The 25,054-nt window shown below is 68.4% G+C and carries 25 protein-coding genes and 2 pseudogenes; 12 read left to right on the forward strand and 15 right to left on the reverse strand.

The features are described 5' to 3' along the window. Position 1 precedes the first annotated feature (1 nt). From QGN32_RS05740 to QGN32_RS05755, 4 genes are all read left to right on the forward strand, one after another. Positions 2-889 (forward strand): sulfurtransferase, encoded by an 888-nt coding sequence (locus tag QGN32_RS05740; protein WP_326547672.1) that lies wholly within the window; start codon positions 2-4, stop codon positions 887-889. A gap of 2 nt (positions 890-891) precedes the next feature. Next, positions 892-1,296 carry a SufE family protein gene (locus QGN32_RS05745; RefSeq protein WP_326548951.1) on the forward strand — a complete coding sequence of 135 codons (405 nt, stop codon included), beginning with the start codon at positions 892-894 and terminating at the stop codon, positions 1,294-1,296. Positions 1,297-1,605: 309 nt separating this feature from the next. Further along, complete coding sequence (locus QGN32_RS05750; protein ID WP_326547673.1) at positions 1,606-3,411, forward strand: ATP-binding protein; 1,806 nt, start codon at positions 1,606-1,608, stop codon at positions 3,409-3,411. Positions 3,412-3,460: 49 nt separating this feature from the next. Continuing rightward, the gene (locus tag QGN32_RS05755; RefSeq protein ID WP_326547674.1) at positions 3,461-3,790 is read left to right on the forward strand and encodes a hypothetical protein; all 330 of its coding nucleotides are present in this window, start codon (positions 3,461-3,463) and stop codon (positions 3,788-3,790) included. Between the two features lie 17 nt (positions 3,791-3,807). On the opposite strand, the gene QGN32_RS05760 is transcribed toward QGN32_RS05755, so the two are convergent. After that, on the reverse strand, positions 3,808-4,344 hold the full coding sequence (locus tag QGN32_RS05760; RefSeq protein WP_326547675.1) for a nucleotidyltransferase family protein: 537 nt from the start codon (positions 4,342-4,344) through the stop codon (positions 3,808-3,810). 272 nt (positions 4,345-4,616) lie between these two features. On the opposite strand from QGN32_RS05760, the gene QGN32_RS05765 reads away from it, so the two are divergent. Then, positions 4,617-5,090 carry an STAS domain-containing protein gene (locus QGN32_RS05765; protein ID WP_326547676.1) on the forward strand — a complete coding sequence of 158 codons (474 nt, stop codon included), beginning with the start codon at positions 4,617-4,619 and terminating at the stop codon, positions 5,088-5,090. Here QGN32_RS05765 and QGN32_RS05770 read toward each other — a convergent pair. Together QGN32_RS05770 and QGN32_RS05775 are read right to left on the reverse strand one after the other, a co-directional pair. Then, complete coding sequence (locus QGN32_RS05770) at positions 5,025-5,813, reverse strand: RNA polymerase sigma factor SigF (protein ID WP_326547677.1); 789 nt, start codon at positions 5,811-5,813, stop codon at positions 5,025-5,027. The genes QGN32_RS05765 and QGN32_RS05770 overlap by 66 nt on opposite strands. Then, positions 5,810-6,253 carry an ATP-binding protein gene (locus QGN32_RS05775; protein WP_326547678.1) on the reverse strand — a complete coding sequence of 148 codons (444 nt, stop codon included), beginning with the start codon at positions 6,251-6,253 and terminating at the stop codon, positions 5,810-5,812. The genes QGN32_RS05770 and QGN32_RS05775 overlap by 4 nt, the downstream gene beginning before the upstream one ends. Positions 6,254-6,515: 262 nt before the next feature. On the opposite strand from QGN32_RS05775, the gene QGN32_RS05780 reads away from it, so the two are divergent. Next, positions 6,516-7,535: a DNA topoisomerase IB gene (locus QGN32_RS05780; RefSeq protein WP_326547679.1), complete on the forward strand. Its 1,020-nt coding sequence runs from the start codon at positions 6,516-6,518 to the stop codon at positions 7,533-7,535. Here QGN32_RS05780 and QGN32_RS05785 read toward each other — a convergent pair. Genes QGN32_RS05785 through QGN32_RS05825 form a run of 9 tightly spaced genes read right to left on the reverse strand, consistent with a single transcriptional unit; the run spans position 7,529 to position 17,539 of the window. Continuing rightward, positions 7,529-8,827, reverse strand: coding sequence for a UDP-glucose dehydrogenase family protein (locus QGN32_RS05785; protein WP_326547680.1), 1,299 nt, complete (start codon positions 8,825-8,827; stop codon positions 7,529-7,531). The genes QGN32_RS05780 and QGN32_RS05785 overlap by 7 nt on opposite strands. Continuing rightward, entirely contained in the window at positions 8,824-9,765 is a 942-nt protein-coding gene (locus tag QGN32_RS05790; RefSeq protein WP_326548952.1) for a glycosyltransferase family 9 protein, read from the reverse strand. Before QGN32_RS05790 ends, QGN32_RS05785 begins: the two co-directional genes overlap by 4 nt. Further along, a complete protein-coding gene (locus tag QGN32_RS05795) occupies positions 9,762-10,457 on the reverse strand; it encodes an SDR family oxidoreductase (RefSeq protein WP_326547681.1) in 696 nt (231 codons plus the stop codon). The genes QGN32_RS05790 and QGN32_RS05795 overlap by 4 nt, the downstream gene beginning before the upstream one ends. A gap of 17 nt (positions 10,458-10,474) precedes the next feature. Further along, positions 10,475-11,833, reverse strand: coding sequence for a PfkB family carbohydrate kinase (locus QGN32_RS05800; RefSeq protein ID WP_326547682.1), 1,359 nt, complete (start codon positions 11,831-11,833; stop codon positions 10,475-10,477). After that, positions 11,826-12,395: a D-sedoheptulose-7-phosphate isomerase gene (locus tag QGN32_RS05805; protein WP_326547683.1), complete on the reverse strand. Its 570-nt coding sequence runs from the start codon at positions 12,393-12,395 to the stop codon at positions 11,826-11,828. Before QGN32_RS05805 ends, QGN32_RS05800 begins: the two co-directional genes overlap by 8 nt. 5 nt (positions 12,396-12,400) lie before the next feature. Next, complete coding sequence (locus QGN32_RS05810) at positions 12,401-13,420, reverse strand: glycosyltransferase family 9 protein (RefSeq protein ID WP_326547684.1); 1,020 nt, start codon at positions 13,418-13,420, stop codon at positions 12,401-12,403. Next, complete coding sequence (locus QGN32_RS05815) at positions 13,417-14,910, reverse strand: HAD-IIIA family hydrolase (RefSeq protein WP_326547685.1); 1,494 nt, start codon at positions 14,908-14,910, stop codon at positions 13,417-13,419. The genes QGN32_RS05810 and QGN32_RS05815 overlap by 4 nt, the downstream gene beginning before the upstream one ends. Then, complete coding sequence (locus tag QGN32_RS05820; RefSeq protein ID WP_326548953.1) at positions 14,907-16,562, reverse strand: carbamoyltransferase family protein; 1,656 nt, start codon at positions 16,560-16,562, stop codon at positions 14,907-14,909. Before QGN32_RS05820 ends, QGN32_RS05815 begins: the two co-directional genes overlap by 4 nt. Beyond that, positions 16,562-17,539, reverse strand: coding sequence for an NAD-dependent epimerase/dehydratase family protein (locus tag QGN32_RS05825; protein WP_326547686.1), 978 nt, complete (start codon positions 17,537-17,539; stop codon positions 16,562-16,564). Before QGN32_RS05825 ends, QGN32_RS05820 begins: the two co-directional genes overlap by 1 nt. A gap of 37 nt (positions 17,540-17,576) precedes the next feature. Here QGN32_RS05825 and QGN32_RS05830 point away from each other — a divergent pair, with 37 nt between their 5' ends. Next, positions 17,577-18,461 (forward strand): glycosyltransferase family 2 protein, encoded by an 885-nt coding sequence (locus QGN32_RS05830; protein WP_326547687.1) that lies wholly within the window; start codon positions 17,577-17,579, stop codon positions 18,459-18,461. Positions 18,462-18,466: 5 nt separating this feature from the next. Here the strand turns inward: QGN32_RS05830 and QGN32_RS05835 are convergent, their stop codons facing one another. Both QGN32_RS05835 and QGN32_RS05840 read right to left on the reverse strand, forming a co-directional pair. After that, positions 18,467-19,693, reverse strand: a complete 1,227-nt coding sequence (locus QGN32_RS05835; protein WP_326547688.1) for a glycosyltransferase — start codon at positions 19,691-19,693, stop codon at positions 18,467-18,469. Positions 19,694-19,716: 23 nt separating this feature from the next. Continuing rightward, positions 19,717-20,025: pseudogene (locus QGN32_RS05840) on the reverse strand (glycosyltransferase); the annotation flags it as partial. A 121-nt stretch (positions 20,026-20,146) separates the two neighbouring features. Here QGN32_RS05840 and QGN32_RS05845 point away from each other — a divergent pair. Beyond that, entirely contained in the window at positions 20,147-21,391 is a 1,245-nt protein-coding gene (locus QGN32_RS05845) for an IS701 family transposase (RefSeq protein WP_326548954.1), read from the forward strand. Positions 21,392-21,407: 16 nt separating this feature from the next. On the opposite strand, the pseudogene QGN32_RS05850 reads toward QGN32_RS05845, so the two are convergent. Then, positions 21,408-22,124 (reverse strand): annotated as a pseudogene (locus QGN32_RS05850) (glycosyltransferase family 1 protein); the annotation flags it as partial. Between the two features lie 451 nt (positions 22,125-22,575). Between QGN32_RS05850 and QGN32_RS05855 the strand changes: the two are divergent. From QGN32_RS05855 to QGN32_RS05870, 4 genes are read left to right on the forward strand one after another with little or no spacing between them, the layout of a single operon-like run. After that, on the forward strand, positions 22,576-23,037 hold the full coding sequence (locus tag QGN32_RS05855) for a hypothetical protein (protein WP_326547689.1): 462 nt from the start codon (positions 22,576-22,578) through the stop codon (positions 23,035-23,037). Then, positions 23,037-24,266 carry an Nramp family divalent metal transporter gene (locus QGN32_RS05860; protein WP_326547690.1) on the forward strand — a complete coding sequence of 410 codons (1,230 nt, stop codon included), beginning with the start codon at positions 23,037-23,039 and terminating at the stop codon, positions 24,264-24,266. The genes QGN32_RS05855 and QGN32_RS05860 overlap by 1 nt, the downstream gene beginning before the upstream one ends. Next, positions 24,263-24,658 (forward strand): hypothetical protein, encoded by a 396-nt coding sequence (locus QGN32_RS05865; RefSeq protein ID WP_326547691.1) that lies wholly within the window; start codon positions 24,263-24,265, stop codon positions 24,656-24,658. Before QGN32_RS05860 ends, QGN32_RS05865 begins: the two co-directional genes overlap by 4 nt. Further along, complete coding sequence (locus tag QGN32_RS05870; protein WP_326547692.1) at positions 24,645-24,998, forward strand: PRC-barrel domain-containing protein; 354 nt, start codon at positions 24,645-24,647, stop codon at positions 24,996-24,998. The genes QGN32_RS05865 and QGN32_RS05870 overlap by 14 nt, the downstream gene beginning before the upstream one ends. The last annotated feature ends 56 nt before the right edge of the window (positions 24,999-25,054 follow it).

Consider the following 25,054-nt stretch of genomic DNA (forward strand, 5'->3'; position numbering starts at 1 on the left):
TGTGCCACTGCCTGCCGATCCAGACCCTGCCCTGCAGTCGTATGCCCATCCCGAACGCCTGGTCACCGCCGACTGGTTGTCGGCGAACCTAGGACGGCCGGGGCTGGCCATCGTCGAGTCCGATGAGGACGTGCTGCTCTACGACACCGGACACATTCCCGGCGCCGTCAAGATCGACTGGCACACCGACCTGAACGATCCTCACGTGCGCGACTACATCAGCGGCGAGCAGTTCGCCGACCTGATGAACCGCAAGGGCATCTCCCGCGATGACACCGTGGTGATCTACGGCGACAAGAGCAATTGGTGGGCCGCCTACGCCCTGTGGGTGTTCACGCTGTTCGGCCACCCCGACGTCCGGCTGCTCAACGGCGGCCGCGACCTGTGGATCTCCGACGGTCGCGAGACCACCCTCGACGTGCCGAACAAACAGAGCACCGGCTACCCCGTCGTCGAGCGCGACGACGCGCCGATCCGCGCGTACAAGGAAGACGTGCTCGAGGCGCTCGGGACCGCTCCCCTGATCGACGTCCGCTCGCCGCAGGAATACACCGGCGAACGCACCCACATGCCCGACTATCCCGAGGAAGGCGCGCTGCGCGGCGGCCACGTGCCGACCGCGCGCTCCATCCCGTGGGCCAAGGCGGCCGACGACAGCGGCCGGTTCCGCAGCCGCGCCGAACTCGAGGAGTTGTACGGCTTCCTCACCCCCGACGACAAGACGATCGTGTACTGCCGCATCGGTGAGCGCTCGAGCCACACCTGGTTCGTGCTGACCCACCTGCTCGGTCTTCCCGGTGTCCGCAACTACGACGGCTCGTGGACCGAATGGGGCAACGCGGTGCGGGTTCCGGTGGCTGTCGGGGAAGAGCCAGGCGACGCGCCGTGACTATGCCGGCCGCCCTGGCCGAGGTGGTGTCCGACTTCAAGGAAGTGCAGGGCCAGGACAAGCTGCAACTGCTGCTGGAGTTCGCCAACGAGTTGCCGCCGCTGCCGGCCGACCTCGAAGAGGCCGCGATGGAGCCCGTGCCGGAGTGTCAGTCCCCACTGTTCCTGCACGTCGACGCCGACGATCGCGAACACGTCCGGCTGCACTTCAGCGCACCCGCCGAGGCGCCGACCACCCGCGGATTCGCCTCAATCCTGGCCCAAGGACTCGACGGCCGGCCAGCCGACGAGATTCTGGCAGTGCCCGAAGACTTCTATTCCGAGTTGGGGCTCGCGGCGCTGATCAGCCCGCTGCGCCTGCGCGGCATGTCGGCGATGCTGGCACGCATCAAGAAGCGCTTGCGCTGACTGTGCCGAGCGCTCAACCTGGTACAGAATTGAGCGCCGAAACCGTACCTGGGTGAGCGCTCGGCCAATCGGGCAATCACCGCCAGGGCGTGCGCTTCGGCGGTTCCAGCGTGGAAAAGTTCTGCGGCGGAGAGGCCAAATTGCCCGCGCCACCGCTGACAATCGCCACCCGGCCGTCGAGGAGGCGCATGGCCATGCCAGCTAGCCGTGCGGCTATCCAGGGTCAATTGCCGTGGCCAGCGCGTGGGCGCATAAACTGCGCGGGTTACATTCTTAAAGACGATTCTTAGACATGCACCAGGAGGCGCAGTGCCCAGTCACGCCAGCTCGAAGATCTCCAAGGTGCTGGTCGCCAACCGCGGGGAGATCGCGGTCCGGGTGATCAGGGCCGCCAAGGACGCCGGGCTCCAGAGCGTGGCCGTGTACGCCGAGCCCGACGCCGACGCACCTCACGTACGACTCGCCGACGAGGCGTTCGCCCTGGGCGGGCAGACGTCGGCGGAGTCCTATCTGGTCTTCGAGAAGCTGCTCGACGCCGCTGCGAAGTCGGGCGCCAACGCGATCCACCCGGGCTACGGGTTTCTGTCCGAGAACGCCGACTTCGCGCAGGCGGTCATCGACGCCGGCCTGATCTGGATCGGGCCCAGCCCCCAGTCCATCCGCGACCTCGGCGACAAGGTCACCGCCCGCCACATCGCCGCGCGCGCTCAGGCTCCACTGGTGCCCGGCACCCCCGATCCGGTCAAGGACGCCGACGAGGTCGTCGCGTTCGCCGAGGAGTACGGCGTGCCGATCGCGATCAAGGCCGCCTTCGGCGGAGGCGGCCGCGGCATGAAAGTGGCCCGCACCATCGAGGAGATCCCCGAGCTGTTCGAATCGGCCACCCGCGAGGCCGTCGCCGCGTTCGGTCGCGGCGAGTGCTTCGTCGAGCGCTATCTGGACAAGCCCCGCCACGTCGAGGCGCAGGTGATCGCCGACCAGCACGGCAACGTCGTCGTCGCGGGCACCCGCGACTGCTCGCTGCAGCGCCGCTTCCAGAAGCTGGTCGAGGAGGCCCCTGCACCGTTTTTGACCGACGCGCAGCGCAAGGAGATCCACGAGTCGGCCAAGCGCATCTGCAAGGAGGCCCACTACTACGGCGCCGGCACCGTCGAGTACCTGGTCGGCCAGGACGGGCTGATCTCGTTCCTCGAGGTCAACACCCGCCTGCAGGTCGAGCACCCGGTGACCGAGGAGACCTCGGGTATCGACCTGGTTCGCCAGCAGTTCCGCATCGCCAACGGCGAGACTCTCGACATCACCGAGGATCCGACCCCGCGCGGGCACTCCATCGAGTTCCGCATCAACGGCGAGGACGCCGGCCGCGGTTTCCTGCCGGCCCCGGGCCCGGTCACCAAGTTCGTGCCGCCGACCGGCCCCGGCGTGCGGCTGGACTCCGGCGTGGAGACCGGCTCGGTCATCGGCGGCCAGTTCGACTCGATGCTGGCCAAGCTGATCGTCAGCGGCGCCAACCGCGAGGAGGCCCTCGAGCGGTCCCGTCGCGCACTTGACGAGTTCACCGTCGAGGGCCTGGCCACCGTGATCCCGTTCCACCGGGCGGTCGTGTCCGACCCGGCGTTCATCGGCGACGATGACGGCTTCGCCGTGCACACCCGCTGGATCGAAACCGAGTGGGACAACACCATCGAGCCGTTCACCGGTGGCGACCCGATCGAGGAGGAGGACACCGTCCCGCGCCAGACCGTGGTCGTCGAGGTGGGCGGCCGCCGGCTCGAGGTCTCGCTGCCCGGCGACCTCGCACTCGGTGGCGGATCGGGCAGTGCGGGCAGCTCCGGTTCCAATGTCGTTCGCAAGAAGCCCAAGGCCCGTAAGCGTGGTGCCGGTGGTGGCGCAGCCGCATCAGGCGACGCGGTGACCGCGCCGATGCAGGGCACCGTCGTCAAGGTCGCGGTCGAGGAGGGCCAGGAGGTGTCCGCTGGTGACCTCGTCGTGGTGCTCGAGGCGATGAAGATGGAAAACCCGGTCACCGCGCACAAGGAGGGCACCATCACCGGCCTGGCAGTCGAGGCCGGAGCCGCCATCACCCAGGGCACCGTCCTGGCCGAAATCAAGTGAGTTCGGTGCGCAAACGGTCGCTGAGCGAACGCTAGCGCACCGAAATCGCATGGAGCCGGTCGAAATCAATGCAGGCGCCTGGTATCTGCGCCCGCCCCGTGACGACGAACTCATCGACGACCGCCCAGCGCTGGCGGCCATGGGTGAGACCGACCCCGGATACGTCCCGCGCTGCCGCGCCCTCTGGGCTTCCGACAACGGGTACACCTGGGCGGTATGCGAACCGACCACCGGCGAGATGCTCGCGGAGATCACGCTCGATCCTCGGACAGCGTTGCTGCGCAGCCGATTTCGCGAAGGGTACGCCGACGCGGCGGACATCGCCGAGCAGTCGCTGCGCCGGTTCGCCGCGGCGGCGCTCGGGATCACCGTCGCCTGATTGCCGGCTCGCCGGCGTCACCTGACGTCGACGTCGCGCCCGGTCGCCAGATCGGCGCAATCCACGGCGACGACGTCGTCGCGCCCGGCCAGGAACGACCGTGCGCCCTCGTCGCCGCGCGCCTGCTGCAGCAACGCGGTCCAGTGCCGGCGCGCGATCACCACCGGGTGGCCGGGCGCCGTCGCGTAGCGAGCGCGCGCAACGCCGGAAATCGACGAGACAGCCGCGGCGATCACACGGCGCACCACGTCGGCACCGATGTCCGGGGTGTCGACCGTGTGCAGCACGGCGTAGTCGGCATCCACCGCCGACAGGCCGGCCCGCAGCGAGGCCGACAACCCATCGGCCCAGGCCTCGGCCACGACGGCGCGCGCGGGCGGCGGCACCTCGACGATCGCGGCTCCCAGCACCACCACCACGTCATCGCACCCGCCTCCGTGCAGCGCATCGACCGCTCTATTGAGCCATTCACCCTGCACGGCAAGTACTTTGGGCATCCCATACCGGATGCCCGCACCCGCGGCCAGCAATACGCCGGCGACCTTCGGCGGCATGGCACAAGTGTGCGACCCTGCTCGAGCGTGCGCAAAGTGCTGCGGTTTTGCGGCGTGTCGCGCGACGGACGCGCACGCTCGCGCAGGTTGCGATTGCCCGTGATCGTGAAACAGCGTAGGGTTCAGTACAGGTTGAGTTCACAGCCGATTGGAACGTCAGCGACGTGCAGGGCAGAACCACCGCCACTGCTGCGAAGGCTTTGAACACGCAGGGCCCCAAATTTTGACGTGAACCACAGTACGAATGTCGCATTCACTGATGGAGTCACCCGATGTCTATTACCCGTTCTTCACCCATCCACGAGGCCCCACCCGTCGAGCGCCGCGACTGCCACACCGCGCATTTCGCGACCCGCTGGGTGCAACCGGACACCGCGATCGTCACCGCAGACGGCGAGATCGACGCCGCGAACGCCAGGGAGTTCGTCGAATACGCGCTGCGCCATGCCGCCCAGCTCGACCGCCTCGTGATCGACTTGTCAGGAGTCGACTTCTTCGGCACCGCAGGATTTTCCGCGCTACACACTCTCAACGTGCGCAGCGCCGGTGACAACATCGACTGGGCCATGCTGCCCAGCAGATCGGTGAGCCGGCTGCTGCGCATCTGCGATCCCGATGCCACGTTGCCGGTCTGCGACAGGATTGAGACGGCGCTCTCGGCCGCACAGAGCAGGCGGCCGCTACCGCAGCTGGTCCCGGAGTCGCGTCAACGATTTGGCGAGCAGACGCGACACGTGCATCTGTGAGATGCCGACGCGCTCGGCAATCTGCGTCTGGGTGAGGGATTCGAAGAAGCGCAGCAGCAACACGGTGCGTTCGCGCTCCGGCAGCGCGGCTAGCAACGGCCGCAACGCTTCCCGGTTCTCGATCTGATCAAGGCCGAGATCGACGTCGCCCAGTGTGTCGGCGATCGCCGGGGCGTCCTCGGTTCCGCTGCCACCGCTGTCGATCGACAGCGTGTTGTAGGAGCTGCCGGCCACCAGGCCCTCGACGACCTCGTCGCGGTCCATGTCCAGCTCGGCGGCCAGCTCAGATGCCGTGGGGGCGCGGCCCAGCCGCTGCGACAATTCCGCGGTGGCGGCGCCGAGTCGCAGATGCAGCTCCTTGAGCCGCCGCGGTACCTTGACCGACCAGCTGTTGTCGCGGAAGTGCCGTCGAACTTCACCCATGATGGTCGGCACCGCGAACGAGACGAAGTCGGAACCCGCCTCGACGTCGAAGCGGATCACCGCGTTCACCAGGCCGACGCGGGCCACCTGGACGAGGTCCTCACGCGGCTCGCCGCGCCCGTCGAAGCGACGGGCGATGTGGTCGGCCAGGGGCAGGCAGCGCTCGACGATGCGGTCCCGCTGCCGCTGGAAGCTGGGCGAGGCCTCCGGCACGTCCTTCAACTCGCGGAACATGTCGGCGACATCCGCGTACTCAGAGTTCGAACGCGACGACGAACCCTGTGACGTCGACGGCGTCACTGCAGTGTCGCTCGTCTCGTTGTCATGGAGATCCCGAACACCTGCGCGTCCTCGGGGCCTTGGCCGTTCCGGAACGTCTTGACTTCATCGGTCAGCGAGCTCAGCACGTGCCAGCTGAAGCTGCCCGGGGCCAGGATGTCGGAACTCTTGCAGGTGGTCGACGCTTTGATGACGACGGCATCCTCACGCGGGTCGATGACGAGCAGCAGCACGGAATCGGGCACCGCGGACCGGATCAGCCTGGTACAGGCTTCGTCGACTGCGAGCCGCAGGTCGGCCACGGCATCGAAGTCCAAGTCCTCGAACGTGGCTACCGCGGCGACAAGGGTACGCAGCACCGCAAGGTTCTCGAGCTCGGCAGCGACCCGGAGTTCCACAGACCGTCCGCCGTGCCCGTCCCCGTTGTTCTTGTTGGCAGCGGTATTGGCAATGTCGGCCATTTGACCTCCCGGCAATATCGAAGCGAGATTACCCCAGCTCGAGTCCCGGCTAATCACGAGTACTCCGGCGCCCCGTCACCGATGACGTGTGACACACACCGATGCGGGTATTAAGCCGATCATGGAGCTGTCTCGACCGCGGATGCACCCCGCCCCGACAATGCGGCGAACCCGCCTGTGACGCGTGGCGTTCCGATGGCGCGATCCAGCCAGAGTTCTCCATGGTGGGGTCTTGATACCCCCCTCTACGCGGAGGTCAAACATGCGACTTCGTCGTAGCGTCGTCACCGGCCCCGGCCTGCGGCGGGTCCGTCGCGGTCGTGGGTTCTCCTATCAGAGTCCCGACGGCACGCCGGTCACCGACCAGCCGACGCTGCAACGCATCAACGACCTGGTGATTCCGCCGGCATGGAAGAAGGTCTGGATCTGCCCGCATCCCAACGGCCACATCCAGGCGGTCGGTACCGACGCCGCGGGTCGGCGCCAGTACCTGTACCACCAGAGGTGGCAGGAGGAGCGCAACGAGGAGAAGTTCGACCGGGTGCTGGAGATGTCGGCCGCGCTGCCCGAGATGCGGCGCCGCGTCGCGGCGGACCTGCAGAGCCGCGGGCTGACCCGAGACCGCGTGCTCGCGCTCGCGCTGCACTTGGCGGACCTCGGATACTTCCGCGTCGGCTCCGAGCAGTACGCCGAGGAGAACAATTCGTACGGGATCGCGACACTGCTCTGCGAGCATGTCACGCTGCAGCGCAACGCCATCGAGTTCGACTTCCCCGCCAAAAGCGGCGTGCAATGGACACTGACGATCGACGAGCCCGAAGCGGTCCGCTCGGTGCGGGCGCTGATGCGGCGTCCGGAGCGCACGGAGCGATTGCTGGTGTGCCGCAACGGATCCGGTTGGGTCGACATCCACGCCGATGACCTCAACACCAGGTTCAAAGAGCTCGTCGGCGACGAGTACTCGGTCAAGGACCTGCGCACCTGGCACGGCACGGTGCTGGCGGCCACGGCGTTCGTCGACGCCGACCCACCGGTCAACAAGACCGTGATCAAGCGGGTCGAGTCCGCGGTGATGAAGGAGGTCGCCGAGGAACTGGGCAACACCCCCGCGGTGGCCCGCAGCTCGTACGTCGATCCGCGGGTCGTACGGGCCTATGAGTCCGAGCTCACGATCTCGACCGCGGCCCGGCGCGCCGCGCGGGCGAAAACGCTCGCCGAACGTCGGGAGGTGCTCGACCGCAGCACCGCGCGCCTCATCCGCAAGGTCGGCAAAAGTCAGTAGCCGCAAGCGGTTCCATTGCCCAGGTAGGTCAGGCCGAGCTCGGCGAGCCTTGACCCGTCGAGCAGGTTTCGGGTATCGACGACGACGGCTCCCGAGGCATCCTCGGCGATCAAGGACCAGTCGAGTTCGCGGAACTCCGGCCATTCGGTGAGCACGACGATGGCGTCGGCGTCCTTGGTGGCCAGGTACGGATCGTCGACCGCAACGATCGATGAGGTCCGCAGTTGCGACTGATCCATCGTCGACAAGCGAGGGTCGTATCCGGTGACCTGGGCGCCGGCCCGGCTCAGGTCCGCGCAGACAGTGAGCGCCGGCGAGTCACGCAGATCGCTGGTACCGGCCTTGAACGTCAGACCCAGCGCGGTGATGCGGGCCCGTTCCAGGGGCGTGGCGATGGCATGGCTCAGGCTCGACACGATGCGCGCCGACTGTGCGGCGTTCGTCGAGCGGGCGGACTCGATCTCGGGCAACCGCAGGCCGGCCTTGCGAGCGATGTCCAGAATGGCGGCGGTGTCCTTCGGCAGGCAGGACCCGCCCCACCCCGGGCCGGGCTGCAGGAAGTGCGGGCCGATGCGCACGTCGGCGCCCATGCAGCGGATGACGTCGGCGATGTCGGCGCCCACCCGTGTGCACAGTTGCGCCAGCGAGTTGGCGTAGGAGATCTTCATCGCGAGAAAGGAATTGCTCGCGTACTTCGCCAACTCGGCGCTCTCGGGGCTCATCGGGATGGTTTGCGCGTGGTTCCCGTACACCCGCGAGACCAGGTCGACCGCGGCAATGTCGTCGGATCCGATCACGATGCGGTCCGGGTTGCGGAAATCGTAGACGGCGTGGCTCTCTCGCAGGAATTCCGGATTGGACACCGCCCGGATGCCGGCCCGCTGCACCCGCTTCGCGATCCGCCGGGTGGTGCCGACCGGCACGGTCGACTTGAGCACCAGTACCGAACCCGGCCGCAGCACCGCGCCGAGGCGCTCGACCGCACTGTCGATCGCGGACAGGTCCGCCGACCCGTCCGATCGGCTCGGTGTCGGGACGCAGACGAACACCGCGTCGCAGTCGGCCAAATCGTAGTAGTCGACGGTGAATTCCAGCTTCCCCGTATCCAGGCCGTGGCGCAGCAACTCAGCGAGCCCGGGTTCGTCCAGCAGGGGAACACCGTTGCGCAACTGGTCGACCCGCCCGGCGTCGACATCGGCGCATACCGTGTCGTGGCCGCGTTCGGCCAGACACACCGCTGTCGTGAGGCCGACGTAGCCCGCGCCGATCACCCCGGCTCGAATGGTGTTCATGCACAGTCCTTCAGCAGGGCCTCGGTGGCGTCAAGCACCCGCCGAACCGTGATCAGCAGCAGCCCGCGGTGCGGGTGATCGGCGTGCGGGTCACCCTTGTCGCCGGCCCAGACCGCGATGTGCGGGCCGGAGCCCTTGGGGCCCCACCGATTGGGCGGTGTCGGGCCGAACAGCAACACAGACGGTGTGCCTGTCGCGGTAGCGATATGGCCGACCCCGGTGTCACCGCAGATCAGCAGCCGACAATCGCTGATCAGTGCGACGAGTTCGAGCAGACCGAGAGTGCCTGCCAAAACCCGTGATTCGGGTAAGCCCGCGGCGGCGGCTACCGATCGGGCGAGCTCGACTTCGCTGTCGTCGCCCGTGATCACCACGTCGTGACCGCGAGCCTGGAGCGCGGCGGCGACCATGGCGAAGCGCTCCGGCGGCCAACGTCGCGCGGCGAATGCGGCACCCGGATGGATGACGATTACCGAAGGTCGCTGCGGGGGACCGGTTGGCCGCGGAATCGTCAGATCTTCCGGATCGCAGGTGATTCCGGCCCACTCGAGCAGGCCGCACCAGCGGTCGACTTCGTGAAGCTCGGCGCGCCACGGCGGACCGGCGACGCCCGGATAGGCGGTGTGCCGGTGGCTGATCAGGGCGCGAGGCCGCAGACTGAGCAGGTCGGCGATGCTTTCCGGGCCACTGCCGTGCAGGTTCACCGCGAGCGCAGGTGGCTCGGTGCGGGCGACCAAACGACCCAGACCCGGCGTGGGGTCCACCTCGTCGACGGCACCGGAGAGCATCGCCAATTCCGCGTACCGATGCGGTGCGGCGAGCACGATGTGCGCATCGGGGTGGGCTCGCCGCAGTCCGCGCAGGGCCGGTACTCCGGTGAGCAGGTCGCCGAGGCCCAGCGCGCGCAGGACCACGACGGTGTCGCGTTGCGGGCTCATGGCCACGAAGACTCCGTCGACGCGCACACCACGAGTTCGCGGACCTCACAGCCCGCCGGTTGCGACAGCGCGAACACCACGGTGTCGGCCACGTGTTCGGGACGGTTGAGCTTGGCGTCCTTCGGCGGCTTGTACTGCTCGTCGCGGCTGTCGAAGAAAGCTGTGTGCATACCACCCGGAATCAGTGTCGTCACACCCACCTCGCCCGCCAGTTCGGCCGCCAATGCGCGGGAGAACCCGACGACCCCGAACTTGGACGCGCAGTAAGCGGTGGCGTCGCTGACCGCCTTGATCCCCAACGTGGACGCGCAGGTGACGATCCGGCCCCGGGTGCTCTTCAAGTAGGGCAAGGCCGAGCGGATGACCGCGGCCGTACCCAGCAGGTTGACGTGGATGACGCGTTCCCAGTCCTTGACCGCGACATCGTCGAGCTTGCCGCACACGTCGGTGCCTCCAGCGGTGAACACGCCGTGGAGCTGGCCGCCGACCTGCTCGGCCAACCCACGCACCGCCACGTCGACGGCCTCGGTGTCGGCGAGATCGGCCCGCGCGAACGCCACCTGGCCGTTCCCGGGTTGCGGATCGTTGCGGTCGATCACGAGCGGAGTCCCACCCTGGCGGGCAACGGCTTCCACCGTTGCCGCACCGAGACCCGACGCGCCGCCGGTGATGATGATGTTGCCGAGAGCCATCTGCGATTCCTTCCGGTTCATGACCGCGCGGCAGCGATCAGGTTTGACGATGAGTAGCCCGCGACGGTCGGCAGCAGGACCACATCGCCGCCGTGGCTTCGAACCACATCGGCCTCGGGCAGATCGGCCTCGGTGTAGTCGCCGCCCTTGACCCAGATGTCGGGCCGCAGCTGGGCCAACGCCGCTTCCGGTGACAGCTCGTCGAAAATGATCACCGCGTCGACGCAGGCCAGCGCCGCCAGCACCCGTGCCCTGTCCTGGTCTGCCACCACCGGTCGCCGCGGGCCTTTGAGCGCGCGCACCGAGGCGTCGGAGTTCAGCAGCACCACCAGCGCATCGCCGAGTCCGCGGGCCTGGCGCAGCAGCCGAACGTGACCGGTGTGCAGCAGGTCGAAGCACCCACCGGTGGCGACCAGGGTCCCACCGGTACGGCGCAAGCGATCCCGCACGTCGGCGATGTCGCTACTGACCACGGTCGAGTCCGTGATGGCCCAGGATGTTCCGCCGACGGCCGCCGCGCTCGACACCCCGGCCGCACCGCCGGCCGCGACGAACCTGCTCGCAGCGTTCACGGCGTCGCTGACGGCGTCCTGCACGTCCTTTCCGGCCGCCAGTGACATGGTGGCCGCGATTGCGAACCGGTCACCCGCGCCGCAGGTGTCGCCGTGGCCTGGCCGGGCAGTCGAATGGGTCACGGGGTGGTGCACGCTGCCGGTGCCGGTGGCCAGCAGCGCGCCCTTGGAACCCAGCGTGACGCACACCGCCTTCGCCGACCATCGTTCGCGCAATACCTCCGCCGAACACCCGTCCGCCTCGGCGTGATTCGGGGTGACGAGCCAGCAGTCCGGGACAGGATCGCTGCCGCGAGGATGCGGGTCCCAGACCACCGGCACCCGGGGCGCGGCCCGGCTCAGCAGCTCGCGGATCTCGCCGTGTGCGGTCACGCCGTGGCCGTAGTCCGCCACACAGACCGCCCCGGCCTGGTCGAGAACTTCGGCGACCCGGGCGGGCAGCGGTGAGCCGGCGGCCGACCCGTCGCCGCGGTCGAGCCGCAGCATCGAATGACCGGCCGCCCGGATCCTGGTCTTGCACAGGGTGCTACCGGTCAACTCCAGTGCGACGATTCGTACGCCGGACTCGGCCAGCAGATCGGTCAACGCCCGACCGTCGGCATCGTCACCGACCGCCGTCACCAACACCACTTCACATCCCGTGCGGGCGGCCAGCACGGCGGCCAACCCGGCGCCTCCGGGGCGCTGCCAGACCCGTTCGGCATCGACCACCGGCACCGGCGCCTCGGGACTGAGCCGGGTGGCGGTGCCCTCGATGTCGACGTCGAGCATGGAATCGCCGACGATCACCAACGGCCTAGTCACCAGATGTCCTGAGCAGCGCGTCATCGACCGCGATGCACAGCGTGTGCACCAACATGAGGTGGATCTCCTGGACCGTGGCGCTGCTCGACGCCTCGACACAGACCGCGTCGTCGCACATCGCGGCGAGCGGATTTGGCTGCGGCCCCGTCAACGCCCATGTGGTCAAGTCGGTTTCGTGGGCGGCCTTGACCGCCGCGAGCACATTCGGGCTGGTGCCGCTGGTCGAGAGCGCGACCAGGATGTCGCCGGGCCTGCCGTGCGCCCGGACGCCCCTGGCGAACATCTCGTCGACGCCGTAGTCGTTGGCGATCGCGGTCAACGCCGAGGTGTCGGCATGCAAGGAGATCGCCGACATCGGCATCCGCTCGTCCCGGAAGCGCCCGACCAATTCGGCGGTGAGGTGCTGCGCTTCGGCCGCGCTGCCGCCGTTGCCGCAAGCCAGTAGCCGACCGCCGGTGCTGAGCAGGTCGGCCAGCCGCCGGCCCCATGCGGCCACCTTGGGTGCCTGCGGCCCGATGTGATCGACCGCTTGTGCCAGTGCGGTGAAGTGGGTTTCGATCATCGGAATCATTGCCGTCCTCCAATCCGGTTGACTGCGTTGAGCAGTTCGTCGTCGGTGATGCCGTCCAGGCACGGGTGTCCTGCCACCGGGCAGGACCGGGCGCGGGTGAGCCGGCACGCGGCGTCTTGGTTCCCGAGTCGAAAAACGTTGCGGCCGTACGGGCTCCACTGCGCGGCGGGTACGACAGGGGCGAACAGGGAGACCACCGGCGTGCCGACGGCCGCGGCCAGGTGCGCCGGTCCGGTGTTGGGCGCGACCACCACTTGTGCGTCGGCGTAGACCGCCGCCAACGTGGCGAGCGAGGTGCCCCCGCCGAGGTCGACGGCCGCGTCGCCCGCCACGGCCGCGGTGAGGTCACGTTCGGCCGGGTCGCCGGTGACCACCACCCGGCGGCCCGCCTCGACCAACGCTTCGACCATTCGGGCGCTGCGTTCGGTGCTCGGCCGGCGTGCCGGGACGGCGGCACCGGGGTGGAACACCACATACGGTGCGACGCGCAGTGTTTCGGCTAGTTCACCGGTCAGCGCCGGCGGTTGCTTGATCCGCAGCCTGCCGTCGTCGCCCTCGGGCAGTTCGCAACCGGCGGCCTGCGCAAGAGACAGCGCGCGCTCGGGTTCGGGTATGCCGTCCGGCGCGTGATGGCGAAGGTCGAGCAGGGTGCCGGGATAGTCGTCGCTGATCGCCCCGACCCAGGGCACCGCGGCCATCCGGCAGATCAGCGCCAGCGGCAGCGGCGACTGGTGAAACGACGTGAAGATGTACACGCGTTCGGGCGCCACGTCGTGCAACTGTTTGACCAGTGCCTCGACATGGCCCGCGGTCAGTTCGGGTGAGTCGAAGTCGACCCACGGCGCCTGCCACTCGATGATGTCGTCGACGCCGGGTAGCAGTTCGGCGGCGCTTCGGCCCCGGGGGCCCGCCAGCAAGGTCACCGCGTCGTGCATCTCGGCGACGGCGCGGACCGCAGGCCCGGTGATCAACACATCACCGGCGCTGTCCAAGCGCGCGACGACCGCCCGGGTCATCGGCAGTCCCTCAACACCATGGACACCGCCTCGTCGAGGTCCGCCGCGACGCGCGCCTTGGCGCGTGCCGCGCTGATCTCGTGCGGGAGCGTCCGATCCGTCGGCACCAGCACCGCGTCGGCACCGGCCGACAGCGCGGCATCGATATCCCCGCCGGTGTCCCCGATCATCAGGCACCGGGAAGGGGGCACACCGAGCGCGGCCGCGGCGTCTTCGACCATGCCGGGAGCCGGTTTGCGACAGCGGCATTCGTCATCGGCGTCGTGCACGCACAGGTGCCACGAGTCGAACGGACCGAGCACCGCATCGACTTCGGCGTTGACCGCGGCGAGCTGGCGGGGGCTGATGAACCCCTTCGCCACCCCGGACTGGTTGCTCACGATGGCCAGCAGGAGACCCTTGCGGCGCAACCGGTTCAACGCCGCGGATGCGCCGGGCAGCGGACGGACCCCGGAAGGATCGTTGAGGTAGGGCCCGTCTTCGATGATCGTGTCGTCGCGGTCGAGCAGGACCGCCAGCGGCGGTTCGCGGCGCGCCGTGCGGAATGCCCGCTCGCCGGCCAACCGGTGCCACACCGCCACCGGCGGAATGAGCAGGCTGGTGAGCGCGATGCGGCCTGCCTCGGCCGGCGTGCGCGGGCCGGACCAGAACCGGCGGACCGCGAACTCGGCGGTCAGCAATGCCCACAGCGCGGCGGCCGATCGCGCCATGCGCCACTGACCGGCCAACGCGCAGGCCGCTGCGGCGCCGACGGCGGCGGTGGTCGCCGCATGCACGGGCAGTCGGCCGCGGCCCTCGCCGATCGCCGAGCGCCACCGCCTGCCGTGCTTGCGGCGCATCAACGCGTTGTCACGGTTGCCGATCTGGGCACGCACACTGCTGAACAGCGAGGCGGGCGCGACCGGGTGGGTGCATCGACGGTCCCCGCGGACGATGCTGTGCCCGGCCAAAGTGATCCGCACCGCAATGTCGGAGTCCTCCCGGTATGCACGGGGAAACCGTTCGTCGAAGCCGCCGGCGGCGACCAGCACGTCACGGCGAAACGCCATGTCGGCCGTGATCCACTGCGCCTCGGCGAGCCGCTGGGTGCGGCGCTCGTCGTCGGTGGCCTTACGGCCACCCACGCGCGGCACCTCGATCACCGCCTGGGAACCGGCCGCCGCCTCGACGTCGGCCTTGGCCAGGTCCTCGGCTACCGCGGCGAACCAATCGGGTTGCGGGACAACGTCGTCGTCGAGGAAGCAGATCCAGTCGGCGTCGGCGGCCCGCCACCCGGTGTTGCGCGCGGCTGCCGGGCCGCGCCCACCGCTTCGCAGCACAGCCAGCGGCAGCAGGGTGTCCACCGACAGGGGTGTGTGGCGGCCCGGGCGGTCGTCCACCACGATCACCGCGGTCGGTCGTGGACCTGCGGAGCCATCGAGCTCTGCGAGCAGCCGGTACAGCGACGGACGCCCGACCGTCGGCACCACGACCGCGAACCGCGGGCTCATCCGGGCCGCCTCACGAGGAACGGTCCGATCGCCAACACGTCGATCGGTGCGCTGCCGAAACATTCGAGCGCGTCGCGCGGGCTGTCGACCATCGGGCGACCGGCGGTGTTGAAGCTGGTGTTGACGATGACCGGCACGCCAGTGCGGGCGGCGAACCGGCCGATGGTGTCGTGCAACAGCGGATCACCGCGATCGACGGTCTGGATGCGCGCCGTGCCGTCGACGTGGGTGACCGCAGGGATCCGGTCCCGCCAGTTCGCGGCAACCTCGTGCACGAACAGCATGTACGGGCTCGGGATCGGACCGCCGGAGAAGATCTCGGCGGCGCGCTCGGCCAGCACCATGGGCGCGACGGGGCGGAACTGTTCACGCCCCTTGACGGTGTTGAGCCGCTCCAGGTTCTCGATGCGCCGGGGATCGGCGAGCAGCGACCGTTGCCCGAGCGCACGTGGCCCGAACTCCGCCCGGCCCTGGAACCAACCGACGAGTTTGTTGTCGGCCAGCGCGTCGCCGACCGCGACGGCCAGGTCCACGGGCCGCTCGTGAGGTACGGCCGCTTCGGTGAGCACCGCGGCGATTTCGTCGTCGGAGAACCCGCGGCCCAGTGCCGCCGACGGCATCGGCGCGATCGGTTCACCGGCCTCTCCGGCCAGGGCCAGCGCGGCGCCCAGCGCGGTTCCCGAGTCACCGGCTGCCGGCTGAACCCAGACGTTCGAGAAGCCACCCCGCCGGAAGAGCTTGGAGTTGGCTACGCAGTTGAGCGCGACTCCGCCGGCCAGGCAGAGGTTTTCGTGGTCGGTGCGCTCGCGGAGCCAGCCCGCCAGGTCGAGCAGCACCTCCTCCACGACGGTCTGGACGCTGCACGCAAGATCGGCGTGCTCGGGTTCGGGCCGGTCCAGCGCATGGCCCTTCCCCGCCCCCGGCGCGCGGGCCGGGGTGATCGAGTTCCAGTCCACGGGTTCGGTGCGAAAGCCGCCGTCCGCACACGCATAGACCAACTCGCGGAACGTGTCGGCGAACCGCGGAATCCCGTAGGACGCCATCGCCATCACCTTGTACTCGTCGCTGGACCGCTTGAAGCCGAGGTGTTCGGTAAGGCTCTCGTAGAGCAGGCCCAGCGAGTGCGGCAGCGACTGCGTCGCCAGCACGTCGAGTTTGTGGTCCCGGTAGCTTCCGGCCAGCATCGAGGACCGCTCGCCGCGCCCGTCGACGACCAGCACCGCGCAGTCGGGGTGTGGGGAGGCCAGCGCGCTCGAAGCGGCGTGCGCGACGTGGTGACGGACGTGACGCACGATCCCCGGGTCCAGGCCGGGTAGCGCGGACTGCAGGAACCGAGGCGCCCGCTCGGCGTAGAGCGTGCGCAGGTACTCCCAGTCGCGGTCCAATCCGGCCAGCCCTTCGGCGGACTCATCCATCAGGCGCGGATCGTACGAGTAGCCGACCAGGTCCACGTCCGACGGTTTGAGGCCGGCCTGCTCGAGACACCAGCGCGCCGACTCGACCGGCAACTCCCATGTCGAGAACGGCACCGCCTGCTTGCCGTGCTTACGGCGGGTGAACCGCTCCTCCTCGGCGGCCGCGACGATCCGGCCGTCCACCACCAGCGCCGCGGCGGGGTCGTGAAATACCGCGTTGATTCCGAGAATTCGCATCATGGCCCCCAATTTCTCTGCACTGCAACGGGTTCGGACTGCGCACGGAACCAGTCGAGGGTGATGGACAGACCTTCGGCGTAGCTCACCCGCGGATACCACCCCAACAGCTCCCGCGCCAGCGAGATGTCAGGACATCGCCGTCGCGGATCGTCCTGCGGCAGCGGACGGAACTCGATCGTCGAGGCACTGCCGACCAGGTCGCGGATGATCTCCGCGATGCGCAGCACCGTCAGCTCGTCCGGGTTCCCGACGTTGACCGGTCCGGCGCAGTCGGATTCGGCGATGGCGATCAGCGCTGCGACGGTGTCGTCGACGTAACACAGCGAACGGGTCTGGTCGCCCGTGCCGTTGACGGTGATAGGTTCGTCCGCCAACGCCTGACGGCAGAAGGTGGGCACGATGCGGCCGTCGTCGGGCCGCATCCGCGGCCCGTAGGTGTTGAAGATCCGTGCCACGGCGATATCTGCCGACCGCCCGCGCCGGTAGGCGAACGTCAGCGCCTCGGCGAACCGTTTTGCTTCGTCGTACACACTCCGCGGGCCGACCGGATTGACGTTGCCCCAATAGTTTTCGGCCTGCGGATGCACCAGCGGGTCGCCGTACACCTCGCTGGTGGACGCCAGCACCAGCCGTGCGCCACACTGCTGGGCGAGCTCGAGCAGATGTGCCGTGCCGAGCGCCCCGGTGCGTAACGTCTGAAGAGGCAGCCGCAGATAGTCCACCGGTGAGGCCGGCGATGCGAGGTGAAAGACGGTGTCGATCCCGGCCGGCAGGTCGGGCAGCGGCTCGCTGATGTCGTGCTCGACGAACCGGTAGCCCGGCCGGCCGACGAACAGATCTGCGGCGATCGGAGCGCTGGTGGACAAATCGTCGAGGCAGATCACCTCGACCCCGCGCTCGAGCAGTCGCTCGCACAGGTGTCCGCCGAGGAACCCGCCGCCCCCGGTCACCAGCGCGCGTTTGACGTCATGCATCGTTTGCCTTCCGGATCGGCGGGTAGCCAGCACGGTCATGCAGAGCCGAGCCGCCGCCGAGGTATCGTTCGTGATCGCCAGCCAGAACCGCGCCACGGAACTCGCGACGGTCGTGAACCGGCTGCTCGACGCCACGCCGTGTCCGATTGTCGTGGTGGACAACGCGTCCAGCGATGACAGCGTCGCTACCGTCGACCGGATGGCGGCGCGGTCTCGCGGCCGCCTTCGCCTCATCGCGCTGCACGAAAACCTCGGCGCGGTCGGCCGCAACGTAGGGGTGCGGGCGTGCCGCACGCCGTACGTGGCTTTCTGCGACGACGATTCCTGGTGGACACCCGAGGCGCCTGCGATCGGCGCAGAGGCGTTCGGACGGTATCCGTCGGTCGGGCTGCTGGCGGCCCGCACGATCGTGTGGCCGCAGCGCCGGGACGACCCGTTCTGCGCCCTGCTGGCCCACAGCGCGCTGGGCCGACGACCCGACCTGCCCGGTCCCTCGATCCTCGGCTTCATGAGTTGCGCGGCCATGGTGCGTAAACGGGCATTCGAGCAGGCCGGCGGCTTCAGCGACATCCTGCATTTCCGCGGCGAGGAGCAACTGCTCGCGCTCGACATGGCCGCGGCTGGCTGGGACCTCTGCTACTACGCGCCCTTGGTGGCGATTCACCAACCGTCCCCGGTGCGCGCCACCACGACGGCCCAGACCGCGCGACAGTTGCGCAACGACGTGCTCACCACGTGGCTGCGTCGACCGATTCGCCACTGCCTCAATGCCAGTGGCCGCCTGATCCTGGCGGCGCTGCGGGATCGCGACCATGCCCGCGGTGCGCTCGAGGCCGTCGCGCGCTTGCCGGATGTCATCACCCACCGTCGGCCGCTTCCCCACGCCGTGGAGGAAGCGGTGAGGATGCTGGAGTCGGGCTGAGCCGGTCATCCCGACGACAGACTCGTCGCCGGTTCCGCATGCGGGCCCCGCAGCGGAACCAGTCGGTCGTAGATCCGTTGGCTGTCGGCGGCGATCCGGTCCCACGAGTAGCGGGCCCGAGCGCGATCACGCCCGGCGGCCCCCATGCTCTGGCGAAGGAAGTCGTCGCGCATCAGATCGTTGATTGTCTTGGCGACCTCGTCCGGCCGCTTGGGTTTGACCAGGCGCCCAGTCACGTCGTGCACGACCGTGTCGAGCATCCCGCCCACCGCCGAGGCGACCACCGGCACACCGCACGCCATCGCCTCCAGTGGCACTATGCCGAACGGTTCGTACCACGGGGTGCAGGCCACCACGTCTGCCGACCGCAGCACCGCGGGCATGTCGCCGCGCGCCACCGAACCGTACAGCCGCACCCGGTCCGCGACGCCCAACTGCGTTGCCAGGCCCATCAACCGGCACGCTTCGGGATCGGCGCCGAGCCGCGACTTGTCGGGTCCGCCGACGATCACCAGCTCCGTGTCGGGCAACTGCGGCAACGCGCGAACGACCACGTCGAAGCCCTTGCGCGGGACGAACCGGCCGACACTGACGATGCGGTTCATGCCGCTGCGGGGCGCCACGGGACCGTCCGGGCTGAACAGGTCGAGGTCCACGCCGCAGGGCACCACGGAGATCCGGTCGCGGGACCGGCCGAGGCGCATCAGCTCGAACACCTCATCGGTGCAGGTGGCCGCGACCCATGTTGCCGTGCGCGCCACCATCGCCTCGAGGTGCTGGCGATCCGGCGGACTGGTGTCCTGCACCCCCTGGTGGCGACGTTTCACCACCCCGAGGGCGTGAAAGGTCTGCACCGCAGGCAGATCGAGATGTCGTGCCGCGAGTTGCGTCGCGATGCCCGACATCCAGAAGTGGGCATGTGCCACGTCGGGCCGGTCGACGGCCCACTCTGCGTCGAGGAACTGGGCGAACGGTCCCATGTACGGCAGGATTTCGTCTTTGGGCAGTGGCGCCGCGGGTCCGGCAGCAACGTGCACCACGGTGTAGCCCTGCGGCGTTTCGACGCGGTCGGGCAGGTCTGGATCGTCCCTCCTGGTATAGACGGTCACCTGATGGCCGCGTCTGGTCAGTGCCGCCGACAGCTCGGCCACGTGCACGTTCTGCCCGCCGGCGTCGACCCCGCCGAGCACAGCGAGTGGGCTGGCATGCTCGGACACCATTGCGATCTTCATCGGTACCCTCCGTCCATCCGTTTTCATCGGCAGCGCTCGTCGATGAGGTCGTCCCAGTCCGCGAGGAACCGTTCGATTCCGAACCGCGCCAACGCGAAATCGCGTGCCGCCTTACCCGCCGCCGAGGCGGCCGCACCGTCGGCGACGAAGGTCTCCAACGCTCGGATGAGCGTGTCGATGTCGGCGCTCACCACCCCGGCCTCGGGCGGTACGGCCAGCGGCGCCATCGTCGAGGCCACGGCCACCACCGGCATTCCGATGAACATCGCCTCGATCAGCGACAGACCTAGTACTGCAGCCGTAGATCGGGTGTGGTGGGATTCGGCGTGTCTGCCCAGGTCGAGGCGGTGACCGCGGCATTGTTCAGAGTTTGTGAAGACAACAGAAAATGCCGCGGCCGCCGCGGTTCATAGCGTAGACCCTGACCGATGGCAGGCCGAGTTCTCGGCGGTGTTGGACCGCATCGCGCCGCGTTTTGCCCGCTACGAGCCGCTGCGGCATGCCGGCGCGTTGATGGCCGGACTGGTGTCGGGTCTGGATCGCAAGAATTGCTGGACGATCGCCGAGCACCGCGGCGCGGCCACGCCCGATGGTCTGCAGCATCTGCTGGCACGCGCCAGCTGGGACGCCGATGACGTTCGCGACGATCTGCGCGACTACGTCATCGACGCCTTCGGAAATCACGAGGCGATCCTGGTCGTCGATGAAACCGGGGATGTCAAGAAGGGCACCCGCTCGGTCGGTGTGCAGCGCCAATACTCTGGTACCGCGGGCCGCATCGAGAACTCCCAAGTGGCGGTGTATCTGACCTACGCCGCACCCCGCGGACACGCTCTGATTGACCGGGCCCTGTATTTGCCCAAGTCCTGGACCGAGGATCCTGACCGCTGCACCGATGCGGGGATTCCCCACGAGCACAGGGGTTTTTCGACTAAGCCGGGGCTGGCCCGGGCGCTGATCGCCCGCGCTGTCGAGGCGAAGATTCCCGCGGGGTGGGTGGCCGGCGATGAAGTCTACGGCGCTGACCCGCGCCTGCGGGCCGACGTGCGCACGCACGGCCTGGGCTACGTGCTGGCGATCGCGGCCAACCGCCGGGTGCCCACTCACGCCGGTCCGATACGCGTCGATGCGCTGCCGGCGTTGATCCCGGCTCACGCTTGGCAGCGCCATTCCGCCGGCGCCGGGGCACACGGCCCCCGGCTGTACTCCTGGGCGTGGTTTCGGCTGCTACCTGAAGACGACACCGACAACGGTGTGCACCATTTGCTGATCCGCCGCAACGATACGACCGGCGAGCACGCCTACCTACGCTGCTACAGCCCGCGGCCGGTCCCGCTGCGCACCCTGGTTGCCGTGGCCGGACAACGCTGGCGCATCGAGGAATCCTTCCAAGCTGCCAAAGGTCTTGTCGGCCTCGACCAGCATCAGGTCCGGCGCTGGACTTCCTGGTATCGCTGGACCACCTTGGCCATGCTCGCGCATGCCTTCTTGGCCGTGGCCTGCGCCATCGAACGCGACACTCAACCCGCCCCGACAGGCCTGATCGCCTTGACAGTCAACGAGTTTCGTCGACTATTCGACGCCCTGCTGCTCGTCACCAACCAGACCCTCACCAGCCTGCTGGCCTGGTCACGATGGCGAAGACGCCACCAGTACCGAGCACGGATATCGCACTACCGACGACGCCTAAATCAATGATCCCGATCTACGGCTGCAGTACTAGGGAAGTCCACCGAGCGGTGTGCAGGAACACCCGGCGGCGCGCCACTTCGGGCAGCAGCTGCGCGGTGGGCACGTCGCCCCTGCCCCGCACGTGCGGGCTGACGACGCACTCGGTGAGCACATCGGTGTCGATGCCCCAGACGTCGATCGGGACATGCTCGCCGAGCACGGTCAGCAAATCCGCACCGACGGTGCGCCACCGACGACACGGTTCGTTGATCATGGTCGCGGCCGCCGCCACCTCGCCGCTGTAAAGCCAACCGGGGTCGGCGATTCCATGATTGATGACGCGGGTGGGCGCCTCGCCGTTGTTCCACATGAGCCGGTTGAAATCGGTCACGTGCACAATCGGGATGTCGCAACGATCGGCAAGTGGATGGACGCTGTCGACGGCGAACGGCCGCGGCGCGTTGTGCTCGACGTACACGGCGGGTATGTCGACACCCGGCCGACGTCCCAGCCAGCGGGTCACCAGATCGATCTCCCCCGGACGCTGCAACACCACCAGGTCGACGGTTTCGTCGCGCAAGTCGAGGGTCGAAACCTCTTGGGCACGTGGCCAATCCCTGCCACACAGGCCACGGCCATCCGCGTCTTTCAGGGGGTTCACAGGCAACACGCAGCGGTGCCGTCCCGAGACGAAGGATTCGGTCCAGGACCCGTGTACGTGCCACAGCAGCACCGAACGGGGAGCCGACAGGCCGGACATGAGAGCCGCCTACCCGAGCGCTTCTCGGGCAAAACGGTTCTCCGTTCGACTCTTCGTATAGTGGACACTTGAGGATTCGCATTGCGGACTACTTCATTTCGGCTCGCGGAGGGACGCAGCAGCGGTGGCTTTTCCGCCCTGGTTGGCCGGGTAAACAGCGGGCCTGCCAGACAGCGAAAGCTTTCCCGACGACGCTGCCGTCGCCGACGCGTCGAGCAACGGCGCGCCGCCAGCGAACCGGTTCTCGACGAAGAGGCGGCCGCTGAGCCAGCACTGGAGTCCGCCCCTCGAGGCCTCGCCCGCCGACTGGCAGGAGCAGCTGGAGACGGTGGACATCGACCCCGAGCACGACGTGCTCGCCGACTGATACAGACCCGATCGTGTCCTTGAGCTCCGCACATCCATCGGCCGTAATACGGTACAAGCGCCCCCAGCGGAGTGACGGAGTCTGATGGCCGACCAGGAACGTTCCCGACATCTCCGGACACTGCTCGCCCTGGTGGTCGTTCTGGTCGCCCTGGGTGGCCTGATGACCCGTTGCCCGGCCAACCGCGACGGGATACCGGGCCGACTAGCCACCGCCATGGCGGAAACCACCTCAGCGGCACGCAGTGGCGCTTCGGCGTTGGATCTGTGGTCACAGCGGCGTTCGACTGCTCAGCTTGCCGCTGTGCAGATTTCGGACGCGCGTAACCAGGTCGTCGAGGCGTACCAGGGTGTCGCTGAACTACGGGCCGAGGATGCGGCGGACATCGAGCGGCAGAGGCTGCTGACCGGCTCGATGACCGAGATCATCGGCATCCTCAACGCGGCCACGGCGCGGATCCGGCAGGTCACCACCGAACCGGCCCCAGAGCGCGCACGCGCCGACCTGTTGGCGGCGACGACCGCACTCGAAAGCCGCTACCGCTGATGAAGAAGCTCCTCTCGGTCGCACTCGGAATCCTCACCGCGATCGGCGGTTTCGTCGACATCGGCGATCTGGTCACCAACGCGGTGGTGGGATCACGATTCGGGCTGGCGCTGGCATGGGTGGTGGTGGTCGGTGTGATCGGCATCTGCCTGTATGCGAACATGGCCGGCCGGGTCGCCGCGGTAAGCGGTCGCGCGACCTTCGAGATCATCCGGGAGCGGCTGGGTCCGCGAACCGCCGCGGCCAACCTGGCAGCGTCGTTCTTCATCACGCTGATGACGTTGACCGCCGAGATCGGAGGCGTCGCATTGGCCCTGCAATTGGCCACCGACGCCGGGCCGATGATGTGGGTGCCCGTGGCGGCGTTCGCGATCTGGGTGGTGGTGTGGCGGGTCAAGTTCAAGATCATGGAGAATGTCGCCGGCTTGCTTGGTCTGTTCCTGATCGTATTCGTCGTCAGCGTCTTTCTGCTGCAGCCGGATTGGGCCGATCTCGCCGATCAGGCCATGACACCGGTCATTCCGGAACAGGAGTCCGCGGCCACCTACTGGTACTTCGCCATCGCCCTGTTCGGCGCCGCGATGACGCCCTACGAGGTGTTCTTCTTCTCATCGGGCGCGGTCGAAGAACATTGGACACCCAAGGACCTGAGCACTTCGCGCATCAACGTGCTCGTCGGCTTTCCGCTCGGCGGTCTGCTCTCGCTGAGCATCGCGGCCTCGGCGACCGTCTTCCTGCTGCCCCGGCAGATCGAGGTGTCCTCGCTGTCACAGACGGTCATGCCGGTCGTCGCCGCGGGCGGGAAACTCACGCTCGCGTTCGTGATCGTGGGCGTCGTCGCGGCGACGTTCGGCGCGGCCCTGGAGACGGCCCTGTCCAGTGGATACATTCTGGCGCAGTTCCTCGGCTGGCCATGGGGCAAGTTCCGTCGACCCACAGAGGCCGCGCGCTTCCACGTGGTGATCTTCGTCGCGATCGTCGCCTGCGCCGCGGTACTGTTCACCGGCGTCGACCCGATCCTGGTCACCGAATACTCGGTGGTGTTCTCGGCGATCGCGCTCCCACTGACCTATCTGCCAATCCTGATCGTGGCCAACGACTCTCAGTACATGGGCGGGGAAACCAACGGACGGGTGACCAACATGCTCGCTTCGGTGTACCTGGTCGTCATCCTGGTGGCGTCGCTGGCCGCGATCCCGTTGATGATCGTGACGGGAGCGGGACAATGAGCCGGCTCCCGACCAAACGTCACCGCGGCCGCTTGTTGGACGCCCGTCTCCACCTGCTCGACCGCCAGATGCTCGACGATTCGGGCGATCCCATCGGCATCGTCGATGACATCGAGCTCACCGGAATCGACGTCGATCAGGACATCCCAGCGGGCGCGCAGCCGCCACGCGTGAGCGGGTTGCTGTCGGGACAGGTCGTGGCCACCCGCATCTTCGGCGGGTCCCCGCCGCGGTCGCGGCTCCAGGAGATCCCATGGAAGCTGGTCGCCTCCGTCGGTGTGGTGGTCACACTCAAACCGACCGACATCACCTTCGACGTCGGATGGGTCGAACGCTGGCTGCGCGACCACATCGTGAAACGCATTCCAGGAGGCCGACATGCAGCTGAGTAGCCTGCTGGGACTGCGGGTGGTCGATGCCGGGTCGCAACCGGTCGGCACGGTCATCGACGTCCGTCTCGTCACCGGCGGAGACCCCGCAGACGATCCGCCGGCGCCGCGGGTACTCGGAATCGTGGTCAGCCCCAAGACCCGGTCGTCCTATCTCGGGTTCGAGCGATCGACGGCGACCGCCCCGGCGATGCTGGCCAGGATCGCCCGGTGGCGACATCGCGGCACGTTCCTCGCGGCATGGGAGGACGTCGCGCGGGTGGGTTTGAGCGGGGTGCGACTGCGGCCGGGATACACGCGCTTCTCGGCGGTGCTGCCCGGCGCCGACGACGGTGACGTTTAGCCCCTCAGGCACTCGGGAACACGACGGAGGCGCGGGGAAGCTCCCCGTGATGGACG

Origin of the sequence: Mycolicibacterium sp. ND9-15 (genome assembly GCF_035918395.1) — a bacterium.
Lineage (GTDB): Bacteria > Actinomycetota > Actinomycetes > Mycobacteriales > Mycobacteriaceae > Mycobacterium.